Below are 19,806 nucleotides of genomic sequence, written 5' to 3'. Positions count from 1 at the left end.
TTGATTATGCGCATTAAGCCTTACTTAATAAAGTAATTACGATAGATTGCGTTCATCGTATTAAATTTGCACTTTTATCTGAGCTTGTTACATTTCTATTAATTCAAATATGATTTAAAAGAAAAATAAAATGAAAAAACAACTACTCAGCACCTCTATAGCCTTACTTTGTTTAACTACTTTTAATGCCCATGCTGTTACATACCTATCGGCTAAAGCCATGGTTAATGTGGAAGATGGCACACTCATTAAATTGCCCTTGATTACTATTGATGATGGCGTAATTACAAACATTGAACAAAATAAAAAACCAACGCTGACTAAAGATGATAAACATATTCAACTACTTGATTTAACCCTTATGCCAGGTTTAATGGATATGCATGTGCATTTAACAAGCGACCCTACGGTTCCACGCAGTGAACGTTTAGGCCAGTCAGTTCCTAGAATGGCAATTAAAGCGGCTCATTTTGCTAAAAGAACCTTAGAAGCCGGATTTACAACAGTTCGTAATGTTGGCGCAGAAGGTTACAGCGTTATAGCGGTGCGTGACGGCATAAATGCGGGTGACATAGTTGGCCCTCGTATTTGGGCTGCGGGGCCATCACTCGGAATTACCGGCGGGCACTGTGATAACAACCGATTACCTCCTGAGCTTAAATATACTTCAAGTGGCGTCGCAGACGGTCCATGGGCTGCGCGTATAAAAGTACGCGAAAACATTAAATACGGGGCAAACGCTATTAAGTTTTGCGCCACAGGTGGAGTATTTTCAAAAGGGACTAAAGTAGGTGCACAGCAGTATTCTTTTGAAGAAATGAAAGCCATCGTTGATGAAGCCCATATGCGAGATTTACCTGTTGCAGCTCATGCACACGGTACAAGTGGGATTAAAACGGCCATTAAAGCAGGTGTTGATAGCGTAGAGCACGCCAGCTTTTTAGATGACGAGGCCATAGCCCTTGCCAAAGAGCATGGAACTTGGCTTTCTATGGATATTTATAACACCGAATACACTTTGACTTATGGCGAGCAAAATGGTGTTGACGAAGAAAATTTAAATAAAGAACGCCAAGTATCAAAAAGGCAACGTGATAGCTTTAGCCGTGCTGTAAAAGCGGGTGTGAAAATGGTCTTTGGAACGGATGCAGCAATTTACCCGCACGGAGATAATGCAAAACAGTTTAGCCGAATGGTTAAATTTGGCATGACAGAACTACAAGCCATTCAAGCATCCACTATTAATAGCGCTAAGTTATTAAAAATGGATACTCAGTTAGGACAAATTAAAAACGGATTTGCAGCTGATATAATTGCTGTAAAAGCAAACCCTCTTAAAAACATTAAAACCTTAGAGTCAATACCCTTCGTAATGAAAGCAGGTGTTGTTTATAAAAACCAATTGTAAATACACGCTATTAAGGCTGAGCTTACTTAGCCTTAATAAACCCCTCACCCATCTCGAATATCCTATAAAAGGTACACCGTACCTTTATTAGGCTTGGTTTTGTTTATTAATTATTCGAACAGTTTTATTTAATCAAATAAAATGAACTTTCTATTCACTTTAAAAACAATAACCATTATCATTCGCGCAAATTCAATAACGCGAATAGTTATCACTCTATGAAAACGTTTAAGTACTCTCTTATTACTCTTGCTTGTTTAAATGCAAATATGGCATTTGCCCAAAATACACAAGTTGATGCTGATATTGAACGCATCAGCGTATACGAAAAACAAAACCGCGTGGTGATGAGCTCAGGTCTTGCTACTAAATCAGACATGTCTTTAATGGAAACACCTGCACCGGTTGTGATTATTGACCGTGAACTTATTGAATCTCAAGGTGTAGATAGCCTACAAGATTTAGTTAGAAACGTAAGTGGTTTAACACAAGCAGGTAATAACTACGGTATTGGTGATAACTTAGTAATTCGTGGTTTAGATGCAAACTACACCTACGATGGTATGTATGGTGGTGCAGGCCTGGGTAATACATTTAACCCAACTCGTTCACTTACAAATGTTGAATCTGTTGAGGTTTTAAAAGGCCCAGCAACAGGTTTATATGGCATTGGTAGTGCGGGTGGCGTAATTAACCTAATAGAGAAAAAGCCAGAGTTTGAAGAGAAACACAAAGTATCGGCTGAGCTTGGCCAGTGGGATAGCTATTCATTATCGTTTGATAGCACTAACGCTATAACAGATGACTTGGCCTATCGTGTAATGGCTAAAACAGCGTCAAGTGACGGCTTTCGCGATTTAAAAGAAGATCGCGACGAAATTTATACCTCGCTTAAATACGTGCTAAACGACAGACAAAACATCATGCTTTCTGCAGCCTATATAAAAGATGAAATAGCGGTTGATTCTATTGGTCACCCTATTCGTATTTACAATGCAGAAACTGCAAATGGTTTAAGCGCGGGTGAAGTAACCGGTGCCAATTTAGTAAACGATCCGACAGGAAGCGGCGTACAGTTAAGTGATGCACAACGCGACCAACTTGCTAATTCGCTATCTTCATCTGATGGATTAACACCTTATAGCTTTGGCACAAATGGTATTATTTCACCAATGGCTGATGCTAACGAAGGTGAAGAACTGCGTTTTAAATTAACGCATAACTATTACATTACTGACGATTTGTTTTTAAACCAGCAGCTACAGTACCGTAACTACACATCAAGTTTTGCGCGCCAAACAGGTGCTTATAACTACGTTTACTCTACTCGTGATGGAATTATAAATAATGACCCACGTGCTCCGTTAGTTGAAGACGGTGTACTTTACCCGTATGCAGCACGCCGCCAAGAATACCGCCAAGTAGAAGCAGATGAAAAATCATGGCAGTACTTTTTAGATTTACGTTATGACTTTATGTTAGGCGACGTAGATAACGAATTGCTTGTTAACGCCAACTACGAAGATAGAGATATTCGTTTTAAACAATTCTCAATATGGGATCAAGATTACGTACTCACAAACAATGATGGTGATGTAACGTACCAAGGTTCATTGCCGTATATTTACGATATAAGAGAACCAAATTGGCCATCTGGCAGCTTTGATGACTTCGATCCACTTAAAACCAGCGACTACAATAAAAAAGTACAAGCATGGGGCTTAGGCATTCAACATGTTGGTTATCTTACTGAAGAGCTTACAACGCGTATTGGTGTAGCATATAACCGAATTGAGCAAACTTACGAGCACTTTGGTGTAGATGAGCGCTATAGCTCAAGCCGTGCAGAGCCTACACCTGAAGCGAGTACATCAGATTCAGGCTTAACGTATAACCTGGGTGCAACGTACCAGCCATCTGAAGATTTATCTGTATTTGTAAATCATTCAAAAGGCCGTACAGCGTATAGTGTATTAGGCTCTGTGGCGGGTAATGAAGCAGACAGAGAAGATTCTGAATCAATGAGTAACGATTTAGGTTTTAGATTTAAAGCGTTTGATGATCAACTACTAGCTTCTGTTGTTATATTCGAAAGCTCTCGTACTAATTTAGAATACGCAAATCCGCTTTATGATGCTTTAACATCAGGCTCAAATGTACCTGAAAGCTATTATGATGGTAAAGAAGAAACAACAGGTATTGAACTTGATTTAAACGCTTACTTAAATGATAAATGGAAAGTAAACGTAAACGGTATTTATCAAGATGCACGTGACAAAAGTAATCCTAACAGCAGCAGTTACGACACACGCCAAAAAGGTGTACCTTACGTAACAGCAAGTACATGGGTAACCTACTACGCAGATATGTTTAACTTACCTGAAGCTGTAAATATAAGTGGTGGTATTACATTTGTAGATAACAGAAGTACTAATTCAAGTTCGTTCTCGATTCCTGATGGTTACGTACCAAGTTACACGACTTACGATACAGCGGTATCGTATACAACGGATAAATGGCATATGCAGTTAAACTTAAATAACTTGTTTAATAAAAAGTATTACTCGAAAGCAATGTTTTTAGGTGGTATGCCAGGCGAAGAGCGTAATGCAAAACTAAGTTTTAGTTATACACTTTAACTAGTTAACCTGAACTCTGGATAATAAATCTATCTCAAGAAGAGCTCAGGTTAATTAAATACTTAAAAAGCACGGTTTTCTAATTTAGAAGCCGTGCTTTTTTGTGTTTTATAAATACTTAATCTAAATTAAATAGTAACCACTATGCGACCGTTAATTTCACCTTTGAGCATATCATCAAAAATCTCGTTAATGTCCTCTAAGCGTTTTTCTTCAATAATCGCTTTTACTTTACCTTGCGCTGCAAATTCCAAGCATTCTTGCAAATCTTTACGTGTACCAACAATAGAGCCCACTACTGACACGCCATTAAGCACAGTATCAAAAATAGGAAGCGGCATATCCTCTGGAGGTAATCCCACTAATACACATTTACCGCCACGGCGTACACTCTTATAAGCTTGTTCAAACCCAGCTTTAGATACCGCAGTACACACAACGCCATGCGCGCCACCTACTTGTTCAAAAATAGCTTCGCTAGGAACAACTTCTTTAAAGTCGAGTGTTATATCTGCGCCAAGCTCTTTAGCAAGCGCGAGTTTTTCTTTACCTGTATCAACAGCTATTACATTAAAACCCATTGCTTTAGCGTACTGTACTGCTAAATGTCCAAGCCCGCCTACACCAACAATAGCAACCCACTGCCCAGGTTTAGCACCGGATACTTTTAATGCTTTATAGGTTGTAACACCTGCGCAAAATAATGGAGCAGCTTCAGAAAAGCCTAATCCCTCAGGTATTTTTACAACATAATCACCATGCGCTAAGCAATACTCTGCATAACTACCATCAATAGAATAGCCAGTATTATGCTGCGATAAACACAGTGTTTCTTTACCATCTAGGCAAAACTCACAGTGCCCACATGCACTATAGAGCCAAGGAATACCCACTCTATCGCCAACTTCTAAGTGCTTAATGTTGCTTCCAACTTTATCAATAACACCAACTCCTTCATGCCCCGGAACTAATGGCATTTTTGGCTTTACCGGCCAATCACCATGACAGGCATGTAAATCGGTGTGGCAAACGCCACAAGCGGCTATTTTTACTAAAACGTCGTTTATTCCAACCTCAGGAATTGGCAGATCTGTTATTTGTAATTTACCTTTGTATTCATTATTAATTGCAGCTTTCATAGTCATTCCATCGTATGTGAAAAAAATTAAAAATAAGGATTTATTTACGTATTGTTGTGTACAACATATCCCAATATAGATGTATAAATATTAATCTAAATCATACTTTAGTCGTTAAAATCAATTTATAAAATGGCTAAGAACTTGCTATCCAAAATGAGCGTGCTAGCATTTACTTTCTGAAATTACTGAAAGTTACTAAGCTATGAGTTTATCCGAAAAGAATTTTGCCTTTGTAATGCATTGTGGTGAGATGGGCAGCCGCTGGGGATTCAATCGTACGATTGGGCAAATGTGTGGTTTGCTGATTATTACTAAAAATCCAATGACAGCCAATGAGATTGCAGATGCGCTTAGTATTTCTCGCGGTAATGTAAGCATGGGTATTAAAGAGTTGCAATCGTGGCAATTAATTAAAGTGCAGCATATTCCTGGCGATCGAAAAGAGTACTACGCCCCTGCTGGCGATATTTGGGATATGGCTAATCGCGTATTTGAAGAACGTAAAAAGCGCGAAATTGAGCCCACCTTAACATTACTACGCGATAACTTATTAGATGAAGCCAGTAACGACGATGAGCTTTATGCACAAAAACAAATGGGGGAAATTCACAACCTACTTGAAACTGTCACTAAATGGTCATCAGAGCTGCAACGTTTAACGCCAGAGCAACTCAATAAGCTGATGAAGCTAGGTTCTGGAATTGGTAAAGTTATTGACTTAAAAGATAAGATATTCAAAAAAGAATAAAGCCGCAATTGCGGCTTTATTTATAGGTATATTTTAATAATTAGATTTTTGGATAACCAATTCTATCCGACAAGTAACCTACGCTAGTAGCAAAGTAATACGAGCGATTCCAATGCATAAACACTTTGTAGTTATCGTACGCTAAGTACATACGGCCATTTATATCATCAGGCATAACCAGCGCAGCACGTACGTCTACCTTAGGTAAATCAGAGCCATCAGCTTTACGTACACCCATTGCTTGCCAATCAGCTAATGAGCGCTCAGAATCATTCCAGTATTCTAACCACTGCTTGCGCGTTTTTGTACCACGCACCAAAACGTATTTACTATCAAAGTTTTCAGGTAACTGTACTTGGCGACCCCACGTAAGAGAGTCGTTCCAGCCTTCTTGCTTTAAATAGTTAGCAATTGAAGCAAAAGCATCTTCTTTTGTGGTCCAAATATCTTTACGCCCATCGTTATTGTAATCAACCGCGTAAGCATTAAATGAAGTTGGCATAAATTGCGTTTGCCCCATTGCGCCTGCCCATGAGCCTTTAAATTTATCAAGCGTGATATGGCCCGATTTTAAAATGTCGAGTGCAGCCCAAAGTTGGCGTTTATAAAGCGCTTCTCGGCGTCCATCAAAAGCAAGTGTAACAAGTGACGAAATAACATTATGGCCACCTTGAATGGCGCCAAAGTTACTTTCAAGTCCCCACAATGCCACTATAAAGCGTGCTTGTACTCCAAACTCTTTCGCTACTTTTTCAAGTACATCTTTGTTTTCTGCATAAAGCTTGCGTGCACGGTCTATTTTCCACTGTGGTACGCGTTTTGGTAAATACGTTTCAAGGGTTTCTTTTACTTCTGGCTGGTTTTTATCAGCCGAAACCACTTTTTCTTTATATGTTGCTGTTGCAAAAGCATCATCAATAAGTTTTGCTTCATAGCCTTTTGAGATGGCTTCTTGCTTTAAATTTGCTAAATAATCTTGAAATTCGGCCTGTGTTTTTGCCATCACAGATGAGCTTAAACATACACCACATAATATAACGATAAGTTTTTTAATCACTATCAACTCCATTTTCTTTTCGTAACTGACTTAGCAAATTTTGTTCCGGTGGAGGAAGTTGTAAATAATAACCCTGATCACTTAGTGCACCTTTTACTGCTTCTAAATCAGACCCACCTAAATGCTCACGTTTTGCTAAGTTGATGATCATCACATAAAGAGGTTGACCAAACATAGCCATTAAAGGTTCCGGAACTTTGTCAAAATCATCTCTTTTTTCAACAAATAAGAACGTATCCGCTTTTTTCTTACTTTTATATACTGCAGTGAGCATTATGACCCTATAAATTCTTGCTTAACAATGCCGCACACTATAACATGAGAGTAATAATAAGTTAGAAAAATTAGATTAGAAATTTCAATAAAGGCCCTATTCAGCCTACGTTTATCTAAAATTAATTTCTAATCAGACAATTCAATTGAGCGTGTATGTCGGACCAAATTTTTGAGTTAAAAGGGAATCTTTTTACGTTATCAGTTTTGCATCTTTATAGTACTGATATAAACCTTTTAGCAGAACAACTATATATAAAAATAGCCCAGGCCCCTAAGTTTTTTGAGGGTGCTCCTATTGTTGTTAATTTAATTGAAATTAAAAACAGTTCACTTGATTTTGTACACTTAAAGTCATTAATCGAGCGTATGAGCTTTAACGCTGTTGGTGTATGCAATGGCTCAGATGAGCAACATACACAAGCTAAAGCTGCTGGCTTATCTGTTTTGAATTATTCACAAGACGTTAAGAGCGAACCTGTTAAACAAGAGGCTAATACGTCGATTGTAGAAAAAACAGTGCATTTACCAGCGCAAATTATTAGCGGTACAGTTCGCTCTGGACAACAAGTGTATGCAAAAGATAGAGATTTGATAGTACTTGGCGCGGTTAGTCATGGTGCTGAAGTTATTGCCGATGGAAATGTGCATATTTATGGCACGCTACGCGGTCGCGCTATTGCAGGCGCAAAAGGTTTTAAAGAAGCACACATTTTTTGCCAAAAACTTGAGGCCGAGCTGGTTTCAATAGATGGTAACTACTGGATCAGTGATTCACTACAAGGTGAACATTGGGGAAATGCAGTGCAAATACAACAAAAAGACGAATCATTAGAAATTTCAGCTTTGGTTAAAGGATAAATCTCATGGCAAAAGTAATTGTCGTTACCTCAGGTAAAGGCGGTGTTGGTAAAACAACATCAAGTGCTGCAATTGGCACAGGCTTAGCGTTAAAAGGCTATAAAACAGTTATTATCGACTTTGATATTGGTTTACGTAACTTAGATTTAATTATGGGTTGTGAACGCCGTGTTGTTTATGACTTTGTAAACGTAATTAATGGTGAGGCAAACCTTAACCAAGCGCTTATTAAAGATAAACGTGTAGATAAATTATTTTTACTACCCGCTTCACAAACTCGTGATAAAGACGCATTAACTCGTGAAGGTGTTGAACGCGTATTAAACGAATTAAAAGAAGACTTTGATTACATTGTGTGTGATTCACCAGCAGGCATTGAAGCTGGCGCTATGATGGCAATGTACTTTGCTGACGAAGCAATCGTGACAACAAATCCAGAAGTGTCGTCAGTTCGAGATTCAGATCGTATTTTAGGTATTTTACACAGCAAATCAAAACGTGCTGAAGAAGGCCTAGAAAACATTAAAGAACACTTACTATTAACACGCTATAATCCTAGTCGTGTTGAAAAAGGTGAAATGCTATCGGTAGAAGATGTGCAAGATATTCTGTCAATCCCACTATTAGGTGTTATTCCTGAATCGCAAGCGGTATTAAGTGCTTCAAACTCAGGCCAACCTGTTATATTGGATACAGAATCTGATGCAGGCCAAGCTTATTCTGATGCAATTAACCGCTTACTAGGTGAAACCGTCGATTTTCGCTTCTTAGACGTTGAGAAAAAAGGCTTATTTAAACGGATTTTTGGAGGTTAACGTGTCTTTACTTGACTACTTCCGCTCAGAAAAGAAAAACAGTGCGTCACTAGCAAAAGAGCGATTGCAGATCATTGTCGCGCACGAGCGTTCTCAACGAGGAACGCCGGATTACTTACCACAATTAAAACAAGACATTTTAGATGTGATCCGTAAATACGTGAACGTAAGTACCGATGCAGTTCAGGTTCAGTTTGATCAGAACGAAGACGATTTAGCCGTACTTGAGCTAAACGTTACACTACCTGATGAAGAAAAGAAGTAATTCAAGAAAGGGCGCTTTATAAGCGCCCTCTTTATTTTCGCAATAACTTTCTAAATACCTACGTTTTAATCCCCTTCGTGCAACTAAAACTTTTAACTATGTAACACAAAAACTATAGATAAGTATTACACAGTTAAAGAAAATATTTAGTCTTAAGTATCCCATTCTTTTAAAGCGTCTTTAACGTAGGTATATCGCCAAGAGCTCAATAAATCAGGCTTTATATGACTCTGTTTTTGCTCATTAGTTAACTTCCAATTCCAACTAATCAGTTGATTGACTTGCTTTTTAGAAGCCATAACGTCTTCTGGTATATTGTGCTCTTTAGCTACTTTAGTGATTTTTTGTTTTATATCTTTTGCTACTTTTTTATAAGTAGGAAAATCAATTAAGCGCTTAAGTACATCAGGGTGCTGAGCATCTGGGACTTCTTTAGCAGCTTCAATACACTTTATTATATCGACACCAGAGCGATTAACTTCAATAGCTTCAACCCCTGGAATTTGACGTAGAGCGTTTAAACTTGAAGGACCACGTTTGGCAATTTCAGTCATGTTATGTTCTTTTAACACAAAATTAAGCGCCAAATTTTTCTTGATAGCTTTATTTCTTCGCCATACAGCAAGCTCTTTTAACACCGCCAGTTCGTGCGGTTTAAGTTGCCATGCATTTTTAATATCTTTATATAAAAGTTCGTCAGGTGTTTGAAATGCACGTTTTTTGGCAATCAATTCACTTTCGTTTATTACAATGTCAAAGAAGCCAGCGGCATTAATACGATCGATAATCAGCTCAAAACACGGTAATAAGTAAAAAGTATCAGCAGCCGCGTAGTCTAATTGTTTTTTAGTTAACGGGCGTTGCAGCCAGTTAGTGCGTGACTCGCTTTTATCTATTTCAATACCTTGCAGCTCTTTTACCATAAGAGCAAAACCCATACAGTTACCTTCACCGAGTAGCTGCAACGCAAATTGTGTATCAAATAATGGGGCTGGGACAAAGCCTGCGTACTTTTGAAAAACTTCAATATCTTCTGAAGGAGAATGCAGTACTTTTAAAACTTCAGGATCTTTAAGTATTTCCCAAAAATCAAATAGTGAAAGTTCCGCTAATGGGTCAATAAGCGCTAAATGCTCACCATCAAAAACTTGGATAAGTGCAACTTCTGGATACAAAGTACGACGACGCATAAACTCAGTATCAATAGCTAAAATAGGTTTATTTTTTATTTGTTCAACAAAAGTGTTCAGTTGATTTTGGGTTTCGATCAATTGGTATTGCACTTAATCTCCTACAATAAAAAAGCCGACATATGTCGGCTTTTTTATAGGTTGCTAATCTTTCAAGGCTCTTCGGAGTATCTTACCTACGTTAGTCTTAGGTAACTCATCCCTAAACTCTACCAGCTTGGGGACCTTGTAATTAGTTAAATTATCACGACAGTGACTTATTATATCTTTTTCAGTTAAAGAAGGGTCTTTTTTCACAACAAAAACTTTAACTTGTTCACCACTTACATCGTGAGGAATACCAATAGCAGCTACTTCAAGCACACCTTCGTGCATAGCCACTACTTCTTCAATCTCATTAGGAAAAACATTAAAGCCAGATACGATGATCATGTCTTTTTTACGATCTACAATAAAGAAGAAACCTTCGTCATCATAAGTCGCAATATCACCTGTAGCAAACCAGCCGTCTTTTAAACATTCAGCGGTTGCATCTGGTCGTTTGTAATAACCAACCATGACTTGCGGGCCTTTAACACAAAGCTCGCCAGGTTCACCTTTAGCGGCTTCTTCGCCGTTATCTAAAACCAATTTAATATCAGTGTTAGGCGCTGGTAAACCAATAGAGCCATTATATGCTTTCAAATCAAAAGGACTAATAGTAACTAAAGGAGAACATTCTGTAAGGCCATAACCTTCCATTAATTTTGAGCCAGTCACTTTTTGCCATTTTTCAGCAACAGGACGTTGAACGGCCATACCGCCGCCTAAAGACATTTTTAAATGACTAAAATCAAGTTCAGCAAAACCTGGTGTGTTTAATAAACCATTAAATAATGTATTAACACCGGTAATAGCTGTGAAATTGTGCTGACCCAGCTCTTTAACAAACCCAGGCATATCTCGTGGGTTTGTAATTAATATATTTAAACCACCGTACTTCATAAATGTTAGGCAGTTAGCTGTTAAGGCAAATATATGATAAAGCGGTAAAGCAGTCACAACCACTTCTTCACCACGGTTTAACACTTTGTCTAAACAACCTGAAACTTGTTCAAGGTTACCAACCATGTTGCCATGGCTCAGCATTGCCCCTTTAGATACACCTGTTGTGCCACCGGTGTACTGTAAAAATGCAAGATCAGACAAGCTCATTTCAGGGCGCGTATATTTAGCTTCATCTGCAGCTAAAACGTCTGAAAATTTAATTGTGTTAGGCAAGTTGAACTTTGGCACCATTTTTTTAATGTGCTTCACAACAAAGTTAACTACATGCTTTTTAAGCCCGCCAACCATATCGCCTACTTGCGTAACCACAATATGTTTAACATCAGTATGAGCAAGTGACTTTTCAAGTGTGTCAGCAAAGTTTGCTAGGATGAAAATAGCCGTAGTGTCAGAGTCTTTTAGCTGATGCTCTAATTCACGTACTGTGTAAAGTGGGTTAACATTTACAACCACACAACCTGCACGCAAAACACCTAAAATTGTGACTGGTGTTTGTAGTAAGTTAGGCATCATTACGGCAACTTTGTCGCCTTTTTTAAGACCCAAATCATTTTGAATATAGGAAGCAACTTTTTTTGTTGCTGTGTCTATTTCATCGTAAGACATCGTTTTACCCATATTCGTAAATGCAGGTAAATCGGTGTAGTCACTAAAACTTTTTTCGAACACTTCGAGTAACGAGTTGTAATGCTCAGGATCGATTGTTTCAGGCATACCCTCTGGGTAGCGCTTAAGCCAGATTTTTTCCACTCTTAGCCCCTGTTTATAATTATATTTTTATTAACCTTAATCTAAGTAAGGCGCTTTAACAATTGAGCAAATACTCTAATGCAGGAATAATCCCACATTTAACACAAACTTACAATTAACATGCACCATTTTGCAGCATAAAGTCTTGAATATGCTCAAAACATAGTTCACTGCTTTGCATGTGGCAATGATGCCCACCATCTACATTAATGACCTTCAAGCTATTGTAATAACTAATATACTTTGCCAAATTTTGTTTTACAAACGAATAACCTTCGTTACCTAAAATTAATTGACATGGTGCAATTAAATCTTTTATTGCACCAATACATTGCGCCTCATTAAACCTAAAACCTGAGTGATTTTTGAGCTTTGGATCTGTTGTTAGCGCAAAACCATCTAGAACCTGTTTTATATTTCGCTGCATTAATAGCGTAATAAGCTCGCTATTTAAATCGGTTGTTTGAGCGCGTGCTTCATAAATAAGTTCTTTCGACTTATAAATTCTCGACTTTTTATTTTTTAAACGCTCTCTATTTAGTACTGCACTTTTTAACTGTTCACACACACCTTCACTAGGGGTTGTAACACAACCAATTCCCTCAATAAAGGTAACAGACTTTACATAATCACTAAAGCAGCTAGCAAAAAGTCCTGCAACCATAGCCCCCATTGAATGACCTACTAAATGTACTTTTTTAACACCAAGCGCACTTATAAGTTGGTACACATCATCAATATAATCAATAAAATAATAGTGTGCATCATCACTTCGCCAAGACGATAAACCGTGCCCAACAAAATCAATGCAGTACCAAGTGTGCTCTGGGTTAACGTTGTTTAACATTGGCATAAAGCTATGGCAGTTGTCTAACCACCCATGCAACGCTATTACTATTTCGTTCCCTGAACCTACTTTTAAGCCATGAATATTTAAATTATTTGTTTCAATATTAAATGGCTGCACGGTAAGTCCTTTATTAATTTAGAGCATCATTATTTATAGCATACAAGTTGTCAGACCACTAACTTAGAAAATGGTGCCAAATTCACGATTTAATTATCTTTATGATGTCAAAAAAAGCAAAGAATGAAAATAAAACCCAACACTATCAACCACTTAAATCAAAAGCAACAAACCAACCGTTTTCAACAAGTTTGTTTTGTATACTTTTCAAACAATCAAAAGGTAGTGGTATTATATGTACTTAGGCTATAACCAGTATAATTTAAATAAATAGAACTAACAGCGTTAACTACAATTCTATGTATATAAAATCAAAGTATAAATTATAAATATCTCAGATATTCATTTATTTATCATCCTATCTGTATACAATATCAGCGGCTATTAAATAAGGTACACTCATAAGGTACAACCATGAAAAAACAGATCAGCTTATTGGCACTTTTATGCACCGCTTCTGGTGCTTACGCAGAATCAGCACCTAAAAATGTAATTTATATGATTGGTGACGGCATGGGTCCGGCTTACACCACGGCTTATCGCTATTTTAAAGATGACCCTGCAACAAAAGAAGTAGAAGGCACGGTTTTTGACACTATTTTAAAAGGCATGGCTCATACCTACCCTGACGACCATACTTATGTAACAGACAGTGCTGCTGGTGCTACAGCGCTTAGTAGCGGTCATAAAAGTTATAATGGCGCAGTTGCTGTAGATACAGACAAGAAACCAGTTAAAACTATGCTTGAAATAGCAAAAGAGCGTGGTATGACAACAGCGCTTGTTGTAACGTCACAAATAAACCATGCAACGCCTGCTAGCTTTACAGCTCACAATGAATCTCGTTACAACTACGATGATATTGCTAACGATTATATTGATAATAAGATTGCTGGTAAATTACCCGTTGATTTAATGCTAGGTGGCGGTACTAAATATTTTATTCGTGATGACCGTAATTTAGTTGAAGAATTTAAAGCAGCAGGTTATCAATACGGTGACGATATTAATAATCTGGGCCAAATTACACAAATACCTGCCATTGGTTTGTATGCAAGCAAAGGCCTGCCATTTGCACTTGATATGAACCCAACTCGCCTTACTCAGTTAACATCTAAAGCGCTTGGTTTACTAGATAACCAGAACGAAGAAGGCTTTTTTGTGATGATTGAGGGCAGCCAAATTGATTGGTGTGGTCACTCTAACGATATAGCCTGTGCGATGGCTGAAATGGACGACTTTGCTAAATCAATCGAAAAAGCAAAAGCGTACGTTGATAAAAATAAAGACACTATACTTGTAGTCACAGCCGATCACTCAACGGGCGGTTTAACTATTGGTTCGCACGGCCAATTTAAATGGGAAACAGACGTAATTAAGGGTGTTAAGGCAACTGCTAGTAAGTTAACAGACAAACTTATGGAGTCTAAAGACTTAAAACCAGTATGGAATGCTAACACCAATATTGAATTTACAACCGAAAACCAAATCAAACTTGAGCAAGCTAAAAAAATGGGCGAAAAAGCGCTTAATTTAGCTGTTAAAAGTATTATTAGTGATGCGAGCTTTACTGGCTGGACAACCGGCGGACACACCGCTGTAGACGTTCAAGTATTTGCCTATGGCAAAGGCAGTGAGCAATTTATTGGCTCACAAAATAATACTGATATTGCCGATAAGCTAATTGGCTTTATTGAACAGTAAGTTTTACCTCGTTTTGAACGTAAAAAGCCCGAACACATGTTCGGGCTTTTTATTAAATTTTATCACTGTATTTATCTAAACGTTTGAATGAGCTTTAAGCGTATATATCAACGCCTATTAAATTTTGTACTTCGGCTCTGCGTTCTAAATTGGCAAATTCAGTATAAGTAGAAATCGCTTTGCTTACTTGAGCTGTCGGTTGGTCGTAAATTGTTTGGCTGTATTCATTGCTTTTAGCACTGCTTTTAAACAGTTGATTAGCCAGTTCGACGCCCTCGACACTGCTTTTTACATAATCGGTATTCGTTTTTTGAGCAGCCGGCTGGTCTAATAAACTCTGTGGTTTATTAGTAACAACTTTAGTAGGGCTAACCCTACCCGGAATATCTCCGGAAAAAAAACCTGAACCAATAGGCAGCGTCATTACGCGTCTCCAACCTTAATATCGCATAAAATTATGATTTAAAAACAACCAATTTGCAAATAATATGATTACTCACGTCCTGGTAGCTTTTTCCACGTTACCGTATCGCGCACATATTTAGGTTGAGCGTCACTCGCTTTTACAACGTCACCCGCTAAAAACGCGGCTTCAACATGCGCTAACATATAACGCGCATCAGGCAATGTAATATCAGTATTAATTGTCACGTTTTCAAAGTCATTAAGCGCATCAGGATAGGTTTTAAAGCCCGTGCCTACCGCTACAGATGGCTCATTGGTCGCTATATAATCATTGTTTAGTAAATCAGGTTTTATAACGCATTCTTGGTTAACTAAAAGCATTAGATTATTTTGCGCTTGGTAATGTGCAAAGTATATCTCCCCCATACGCGCATCTATGCTTGGATAAACACTCACACTACCGTTTTGTTCAAACGCTTGTTGCGCCATAATAGCCAAAGTAGACACACCTACAAGTGGCAAATTAGTTGAATACGCTAAACCTTGCGCTATTGCTACACTAATACGCACACCAGTAAAACTGCCCGGGCCTTGCCCAAAACCAATGACATCTAAGTCTTTTAATTTACAGTTTGCTTTAGTTAATAGCTCATCCACAAGTGGAAGTATTTTTTGGCTATGTTGCTGCGGACATTCTTCAAAATGATGAAATGTTTGGCCCTGAAAATGTAAAACAATTGAAAGTGCTTCAGTTGAAGCATCAAGGGCAAGAATATTACTTTTGATCATTTTATTACTCTAATTAATTTGTTTTAAAAATGTATTGGCATCTTCTAAGCTTCGCGTGCGGCGCATCGGCGGTAAGCTTTTTAAAAATACTTGGCCATATTGGCGTGTAACTAAGCGATTATCGCATATTACAAGTACGCCTTTGTCTTTACTATCTCGAATTAAACGCCCTACACCTTGTTTTAGCGCAATAACAGCCTGCGGTAATTGTATGTGTGAAAAAGGGTCTTTTCCCTGCATTTGGCAATCTTGCATTTTAGCTTGAAGCAATGGATCGTCAGGGGCTGCAAATGGCAATTTGTCTATAATAACACAGCTTAATGTGCTGCCGCGTACATCAACGCCTTCCCAAAATGAAGCCGTGCCCAGTAATACAGCATTACCATGGCGAGTAAATTTCTCTAAAATAATACGCTTAGACATTTGCCCCTGCATATAAACTGGGTAGTCTATTTGTGTGGTGAGCCCTTCGGCAACTAAGTGCATCATTCGATAGCTCGTAAATAACACAAAACAACGCCCTTGCGCTGACTTTATAAGCTCAAGTGTTAATTTTACAATTGCATGGGGCATATTATCAGCGTGCGATTCAGGTAAGTAACGCGGTAAACACAGCAACGCCTGATTAGGGTAATCAAATGGGCTATCTACCATCATGCTTTGTTTTGGTTTTAAACCAAGGCTTGCATTAAAGTGCTCTAGTTTGTTGTCGACCGAAAGTGTTGCTGAAGTAAATACAAAGCCTGCCCCCGTGTCTTGCATCATTTGAGCAAATTTAGCGGATACATTTAATGGCGTTATATTAATCGTTAAATAACGGCGCGTTGTTTCATACCAGTAACTAAAACCGGTTTGAGCTGTATCAAAAACCCGCTCTAACTGCCCTTTAAACGCAAGTGCACGTTCAAATGGGTGCTCAATTTTGTCGCTTCTATCTAGGCAAAGTTTAAGTACTTGATAAACAAAATCTAAATCACTGATCACACGATGAAGCGCCGCGCATATTTGTTTATCACTTAGCTTTTCTCGCCAATCGCCTCTACTGCCATCAACACCAAACTGTAATCGTAAATCAGCAACGCTTGTTTCAAGCTTATTTAAGCTTTTACCTAGCTGCAGCATATCGGGAATTTCGGCTCTATAAATAGCACGTAAATCATTAATTAAATCCACCAGCTTTTTAGTACTAATACTCTCACCAAAATAATCACTGGCAATTTCGCTTAACTGGTGGGCTTCATCAAATATATACGCATCGGCTTTTGGCATAAGCTCAGCAAAGCCACTTTCTTTTACGGCCATGTCGGCAAAAAATAAATGGTGATTAATCACAACTACGTCGGCATCGGCCGCAGTTAAACGTGCTTTGCGTATATAACAGCTTTGAAAATCTGGACACTCTTTACCTAAGCAATTATCGGCGGTTGAATTTACATAAGGCAGTACTTTCGCGTCATCTTCTATACCAATACAATCGGCTAAATCGCCTGACTGCGTTTCACTGGCAAACTTAGCCACCATAGCTAGTTGGTGCATTACGTCGGAGTCGTCAGTAGGTACATGCGCAACATGCTGATTAAGTCGGTAGGTACATAAGTAATTGGCACGCCCTTTTAATAAGGCGGTTTTTTTAGAAGCACCTAGCGCTTTCACTAATTGAGGTAAATCGCGGTGATATAACTGTTCTTGTAAAGCTTTAGAACCAGTCGATATTATCGTTCGGCCTTTTGATTTAAGTGCAGGGGCTAAATATGCAAATGTTTTACCAGTACCCGTGCCTGCTTCAACAACTAATTGCGAACTGTTTTTTAATGCATCTGCAACAGCTACTGCCATATCAATTTGTGGTTGGCGAGGCGTATATCCATCTAACGATGACGCCAAAGGCCCGGTTGCACTAAACAGCTGTTTGATAATACCAATCACTTTAAAATAAATAATAGCGGGATTTTACGTAAGCAAAGCATTTAGGGCAAGTAATTACAAAATCGACTTTTATTTTATGATGCAACACACGTTTCAATAATGTGATTAACCACTAAAGTTTACAACAAACACTGTATTTATAACGTACATTTAATTTAATAATGACAATATTTACAAAGCCACATTTCCTATTAACTCTTACTAAAAACAATCCTCATTAAAAGCTATATTTAGGCATAAATACTGTGACTCTCAAATATTACAGGAGTAACATACGCGGGTTTATAATCCTCCTTTTTGTGTGTCGTTTAAAAAATAGTTAAGGTTAATCAATGAATGCTTGGTACCTCATTTGTTTTCTCTCTGCAATTGCAATTTTTATAGCCTTTGCAAACCAGTACATCCTCAAAATGCAAACTACTATTGCCATTACTACCGGCTCTGTGGTTATTTCTTTATTACTGATTATTGCAGTAAAATTATTAGGCGATCAGAACGCATTAGCAATGACCCAAATTGTTTCCAGTATTGACTTTAACGAGTTACTACTTAAAGGCATGTTGGGGTTTTTACTTTATGCGGGTGCGCTCGAAATAAACCTACTTGCCCTGCGTAAGCAGCGGTGGGAAATTACTGCCCTGGTATTGTTTTCAACCATTGCTTCCACATTTATAGTGGGTTATTTGAGCTTTTATTTATTTTCAGTTTTTGGTTTTGATGTCCCTTTTATTTATTGTTTACTGTTTGGTGCGCTTATTAGCCCAACCGACCCTATCGCTGTACTTGCTATTATTAAACAAATGCGAGCGCCAGAAGGCATCTCTGTTCAAGTAGAAGGTGAGTCGCTATTTAACGATGGTATTGGTTTAGTTATATTTACCACTATATTTTCTGTTGCTTTTTATGGCACAGATGCACAATTTGGTGACATAGCAGAGCTATTCTTTGTAGATGCAATAGGGGGCATTGCGTTTGGTTTAGTCATTGCATTAGTTGGCCACTTTTTAATTATTAATAGCCGCGACGTAAATATTCGCTTATTAATTACCTTAACTATCCCAACAGCAGGTTTTGCTGCAGCAAATATTTGGGAAATATCTGGCGCACTTGCCATGGTAACCAGTGGCATATTAATGGGTAATATTACCCGCACTAAAGCAACCGAGCGCACGGGCCCCGAAGACACGCGCTACGTAAAAGATTTTTGGCATGCAACCGACAGCTTTCTAAATGCTCTACTGTTTTTAATAATAGGTATGCTAATAGTCACTATGCCAATCACGCTTGGAGAAATTGGTTTAGGGTTATTAATGGTACCTGTTGTATTACTAGCACGCTTTATAAGTGTAGGCGCACCATTTGTAATTTTTAAACGCTTTAGAACTTACGATAAACACAGTGTTAAAATTTTGACCTGGGGTGGACTACGTGGTGGCCTTGCTCTGGCAATGGCGGCAGCAATCCCACGCGAGCAAGTTTTTGTAGGCGGTTCAGACCTACATAACCTAATCGTTATTGTTACTTACGTAGTGGTTATATTTTCTATTATTGTACAAGGCTTAACTATATCGCCGCTTATTCAAAGCAGCATTAAGTCAGCTGAGCAAGCCAAATAATAAATGCTTTGTCTGCAACATATTCAGTAACCAAGTTATTATAAAAATCACTTGGTTACTGTTACTCACGTGTTACAAAAACACTTTAAAGTTCTATAAATTGTTATCCTTTTTATTTATCTGCTTTGTTTAAATTAATCCGCTTGAAATGCAAATGAAAACAATTATAATTTTGACTTTTCCTCTACAGGGCTTTTCGATGTC

The 19,806-nt window shown here is 38.1% G+C and carries 17 protein-coding genes; 8 read left to right on the top strand and 9 right to left on the bottom strand.

From position 1 onward, the window contains the following. Positions 1 to 130 precede the first annotated feature (130 nt). Both GQR45_RS07070 and GQR45_RS07065 read left to right on the top strand, forming a co-directional pair. The gene (locus tag GQR45_RS07070; protein WP_165725523.1) at positions 131 to 1,408 is read left to right on the top strand and encodes an amidohydrolase family protein; all 1,278 of its coding nucleotides are present in this window, start codon (positions 131 to 133) and stop codon (positions 1,406 to 1,408) included. 218 nt (positions 1,409 to 1,626) lie between these two features. Next, entirely contained in the window at positions 1,627 to 4,047 is a 2,421-nt protein-coding gene (locus tag GQR45_RS07065) for a TonB-dependent receptor (RefSeq protein ID WP_165725522.1), read from the top strand. 128 nt (positions 4,048 to 4,175) lie between these two features. Here GQR45_RS07065 and adhP read toward each other — a convergent pair whose 3' ends face one another. Further along, positions 4,176 to 5,186 (bottom strand): alcohol dehydrogenase AdhP, encoded by a 1,011-nt coding sequence (gene adhP, locus GQR45_RS07060; protein WP_007583268.1) that lies wholly within the window; start codon positions 5,184 to 5,186, stop codon positions 4,176 to 4,178. 205 nt (positions 5,187 to 5,391) lie between these two features. On the opposite strand from adhP, the gene GQR45_RS07055 reads away from it, so the two are divergent. Further along, positions 5,392 to 5,937 carry a MarR family transcriptional regulator gene (locus GQR45_RS07055; protein ID WP_010552940.1) on the top strand — a complete coding sequence of 182 codons (546 nt, stop codon included), beginning with the start codon at positions 5,392 to 5,394 and terminating at the stop codon, positions 5,935 to 5,937. Positions 5,938 to 5,977: 40 nt separating this feature from the next. On the opposite strand, the gene GQR45_RS07050 is transcribed toward GQR45_RS07055, so the two are convergent. Further along, positions 5,978 to 6,994: a lytic murein transglycosylase gene (locus GQR45_RS07050; RefSeq protein WP_165725521.1), complete on the bottom strand. Its 1,017-nt coding sequence runs from the start codon at positions 6,992 to 6,994 to the stop codon at positions 5,978 to 5,980. Further along, positions 6,987 to 7,268: a YcgL domain-containing protein gene (locus GQR45_RS07045; RefSeq protein ID WP_007583270.1), complete on the bottom strand. Its 282-nt coding sequence runs from the start codon at positions 7,266 to 7,268 to the stop codon at positions 6,987 to 6,989. The genes GQR45_RS07050 and GQR45_RS07045 overlap by 8 nt, the downstream gene beginning before the upstream one ends. Positions 7,269 to 7,423: 155 nt before the next feature. Here GQR45_RS07045 and minC point away from each other — a divergent pair, with 155 nt between their 5' ends. The 3 genes from minC to minE are packed head-to-tail and all read left to right on the top strand — an operon-like array spanning position 7,424 to position 9,208. After that, complete coding sequence (gene minC, locus GQR45_RS07040; RefSeq protein WP_007583271.1) at positions 7,424 to 8,128, top strand: septum site-determining protein MinC; 705 nt, start codon at positions 7,424 to 7,426, stop codon at positions 8,126 to 8,128. Between the two features lie 5 nt (positions 8,129 to 8,133). Continuing rightward, positions 8,134 to 8,943: a septum site-determining protein MinD gene (gene minD / locus GQR45_RS07035; protein WP_007583272.1), complete on the top strand. Its 810-nt coding sequence runs from the start codon at positions 8,134 to 8,136 to the stop codon at positions 8,941 to 8,943. Between the two features lies 1 nt (position 8,944). Then, complete coding sequence (minE, locus tag GQR45_RS07030; protein WP_004334706.1) at positions 8,945 to 9,208, top strand: cell division topological specificity factor MinE; 264 nt, start codon at positions 8,945 to 8,947, stop codon at positions 9,206 to 9,208. A 152-nt stretch (positions 9,209 to 9,360) separates the two neighbouring features. Here the strand turns inward: minE and rnd are convergent, their stop codons facing one another. The 3 genes from rnd to GQR45_RS07015 all read right to left on the bottom strand — a co-directional run bounded on the left by rnd (position 9,361) and on the right by GQR45_RS07015 (position 13,162). After that, a complete protein-coding gene (rnd, locus tag GQR45_RS07025; RefSeq protein WP_165725520.1) occupies positions 9,361 to 10,491 on the bottom strand; it encodes a ribonuclease D in 1,131 nt (376 codons plus the stop codon). A gap of 51 nt (positions 10,492 to 10,542) precedes the next feature. Further along, positions 10,543 to 12,195, bottom strand: coding sequence for a long-chain-fatty-acid--CoA ligase FadD (gene fadD, locus GQR45_RS07020; protein ID WP_007580629.1), 1,653 nt, complete (start codon positions 12,193 to 12,195; stop codon positions 10,543 to 10,545). Between the two features lie 115 nt (positions 12,196 to 12,310). Further along, positions 12,311 to 13,162 carry an alpha/beta hydrolase gene (locus tag GQR45_RS07015; protein ID WP_165725519.1) on the bottom strand — a complete coding sequence of 284 codons (852 nt, stop codon included), beginning with the start codon at positions 13,160 to 13,162 and terminating at the stop codon, positions 12,311 to 12,313. Positions 13,163 to 13,576: 414 nt separating this feature from the next. On the opposite strand from GQR45_RS07015, the gene GQR45_RS07010 reads away from it, so the two are divergent. Next, the gene (locus GQR45_RS07010; protein WP_165725518.1) at positions 13,577 to 14,866 is read left to right on the top strand and encodes an alkaline phosphatase; all 1,290 of its coding nucleotides are present in this window, start codon (positions 13,577 to 13,579) and stop codon (positions 14,864 to 14,866) included. A gap of 94 nt (positions 14,867 to 14,960) precedes the next feature. Here the strand turns inward: GQR45_RS07010 and GQR45_RS07005 are convergent, their stop codons facing one another. The 3 genes from GQR45_RS07005 to GQR45_RS06995 all read right to left on the bottom strand — a co-directional run bounded on the left by GQR45_RS07005 (position 14,961) and on the right by GQR45_RS06995 (position 17,986). Then, entirely contained in the window at positions 14,961 to 15,290 is a 330-nt protein-coding gene (locus tag GQR45_RS07005; RefSeq protein ID WP_165725517.1) for a hypothetical protein, read from the bottom strand. Positions 15,291 to 15,358: 68 nt separating this feature from the next. After that, positions 15,359 to 16,060 carry a tRNA (adenosine(37)-N6)-threonylcarbamoyltransferase complex dimerization subunit type 1 TsaB gene (gene tsaB / locus GQR45_RS07000; protein ID WP_024607770.1) on the bottom strand — a complete coding sequence of 234 codons (702 nt, stop codon included), beginning with the start codon at positions 16,058 to 16,060 and terminating at the stop codon, positions 15,359 to 15,361. Positions 16,061 to 16,069: 9 nt separating this feature from the next. Continuing rightward, positions 16,070 to 17,986, bottom strand: a complete 1,917-nt coding sequence (locus GQR45_RS06995; protein ID WP_101163490.1) for an ATP-dependent DNA helicase — start codon at positions 17,984 to 17,986, stop codon at positions 16,070 to 16,072. Between the two features lie 332 nt (positions 17,987 to 18,318). Between GQR45_RS06995 and GQR45_RS06990 the strand changes: the two genes are divergently transcribed. Next, positions 18,319 to 19,602, top strand: a complete 1,284-nt coding sequence (locus tag GQR45_RS06990) for a sodium:proton antiporter (RefSeq protein WP_007580638.1) — start codon at positions 18,319 to 18,321, stop codon at positions 19,600 to 19,602. Positions 19,603 to 19,806: the final 204 nt, after the last annotated feature.

This window comes from Pseudoalteromonas sp. SA25 (assembly GCF_011378705.1).
GTDB classification, from domain to species: Bacteria; Pseudomonadota; Gammaproteobacteria; order Enterobacterales; family Alteromonadaceae; genus Pseudoalteromonas; species Pseudoalteromonas arctica.
Note: the sequence above shows the minus strand (reverse complement) of the source record. Positions and strands in the feature narration are given on the sequence as shown.

Bases quoted from the DNA above. Each gene is read 5' to 3' on its own strand.
- minD (WP_007583272.1), top strand. From the start codon at position 8,134: ATGGCAAAAGTAATTGTCGTTACCTCAGGTAAAGGCGGTGTTGGTAAA.
- GQR45_RS07055 (WP_010552940.1), top strand. From the start codon at position 5,392: ATGAGTTTATCCGAAAAGAATTTTGCCTTTGTAATGCATTGTGGTGAG.
- GQR45_RS07045 (WP_007583270.1), bottom strand. From the start codon at position 7,268: ATGCTCACTGCAGTATATAAAAGTAAGAAAAAAGCGGATACGTTCTTA.
- tsaB (WP_024607770.1), bottom strand. From the start codon at position 16,060: ATGATCAAAAGTAATATTCTTGCCCTTGATGCTTCAACTGAAGCACTT.
- GQR45_RS07065 (WP_165725522.1), top strand. From the start codon at position 1,627: ATGAAAACGTTTAAGTACTCTCTTATTACTCTTGCTTGTTTAAATGCA.
- GQR45_RS07070 (WP_165725523.1), top strand. From the start codon at position 131: ATGAAAAAACAACTACTCAGCACCTCTATAGCCTTACTTTGTTTAACT.
- minC (WP_007583271.1), top strand. From the start codon at position 7,424: ATGTCGGACCAAATTTTTGAGTTAAAAGGGAATCTTTTTACGTTATCA.
- adhP (WP_007583268.1), bottom strand. From the start codon at position 5,186: ATGAAAGCTGCAATTAATAATGAATACAAAGGTAAATTACAAATAACA.
- GQR45_RS07010 (WP_165725518.1), top strand. From the start codon at position 13,577: ATGAAAAAACAGATCAGCTTATTGGCACTTTTATGCACCGCTTCTGGT.
- GQR45_RS07005 (WP_165725517.1), bottom strand. From the start codon at position 15,290: ATGACGCTGCCTATTGGTTCAGGTTTTTTTTCCGGAGATATTCCGGGT.
- GQR45_RS06990 (WP_007580638.1), top strand. From the start codon at position 18,319: ATGAATGCTTGGTACCTCATTTGTTTTCTCTCTGCAATTGCAATTTTT.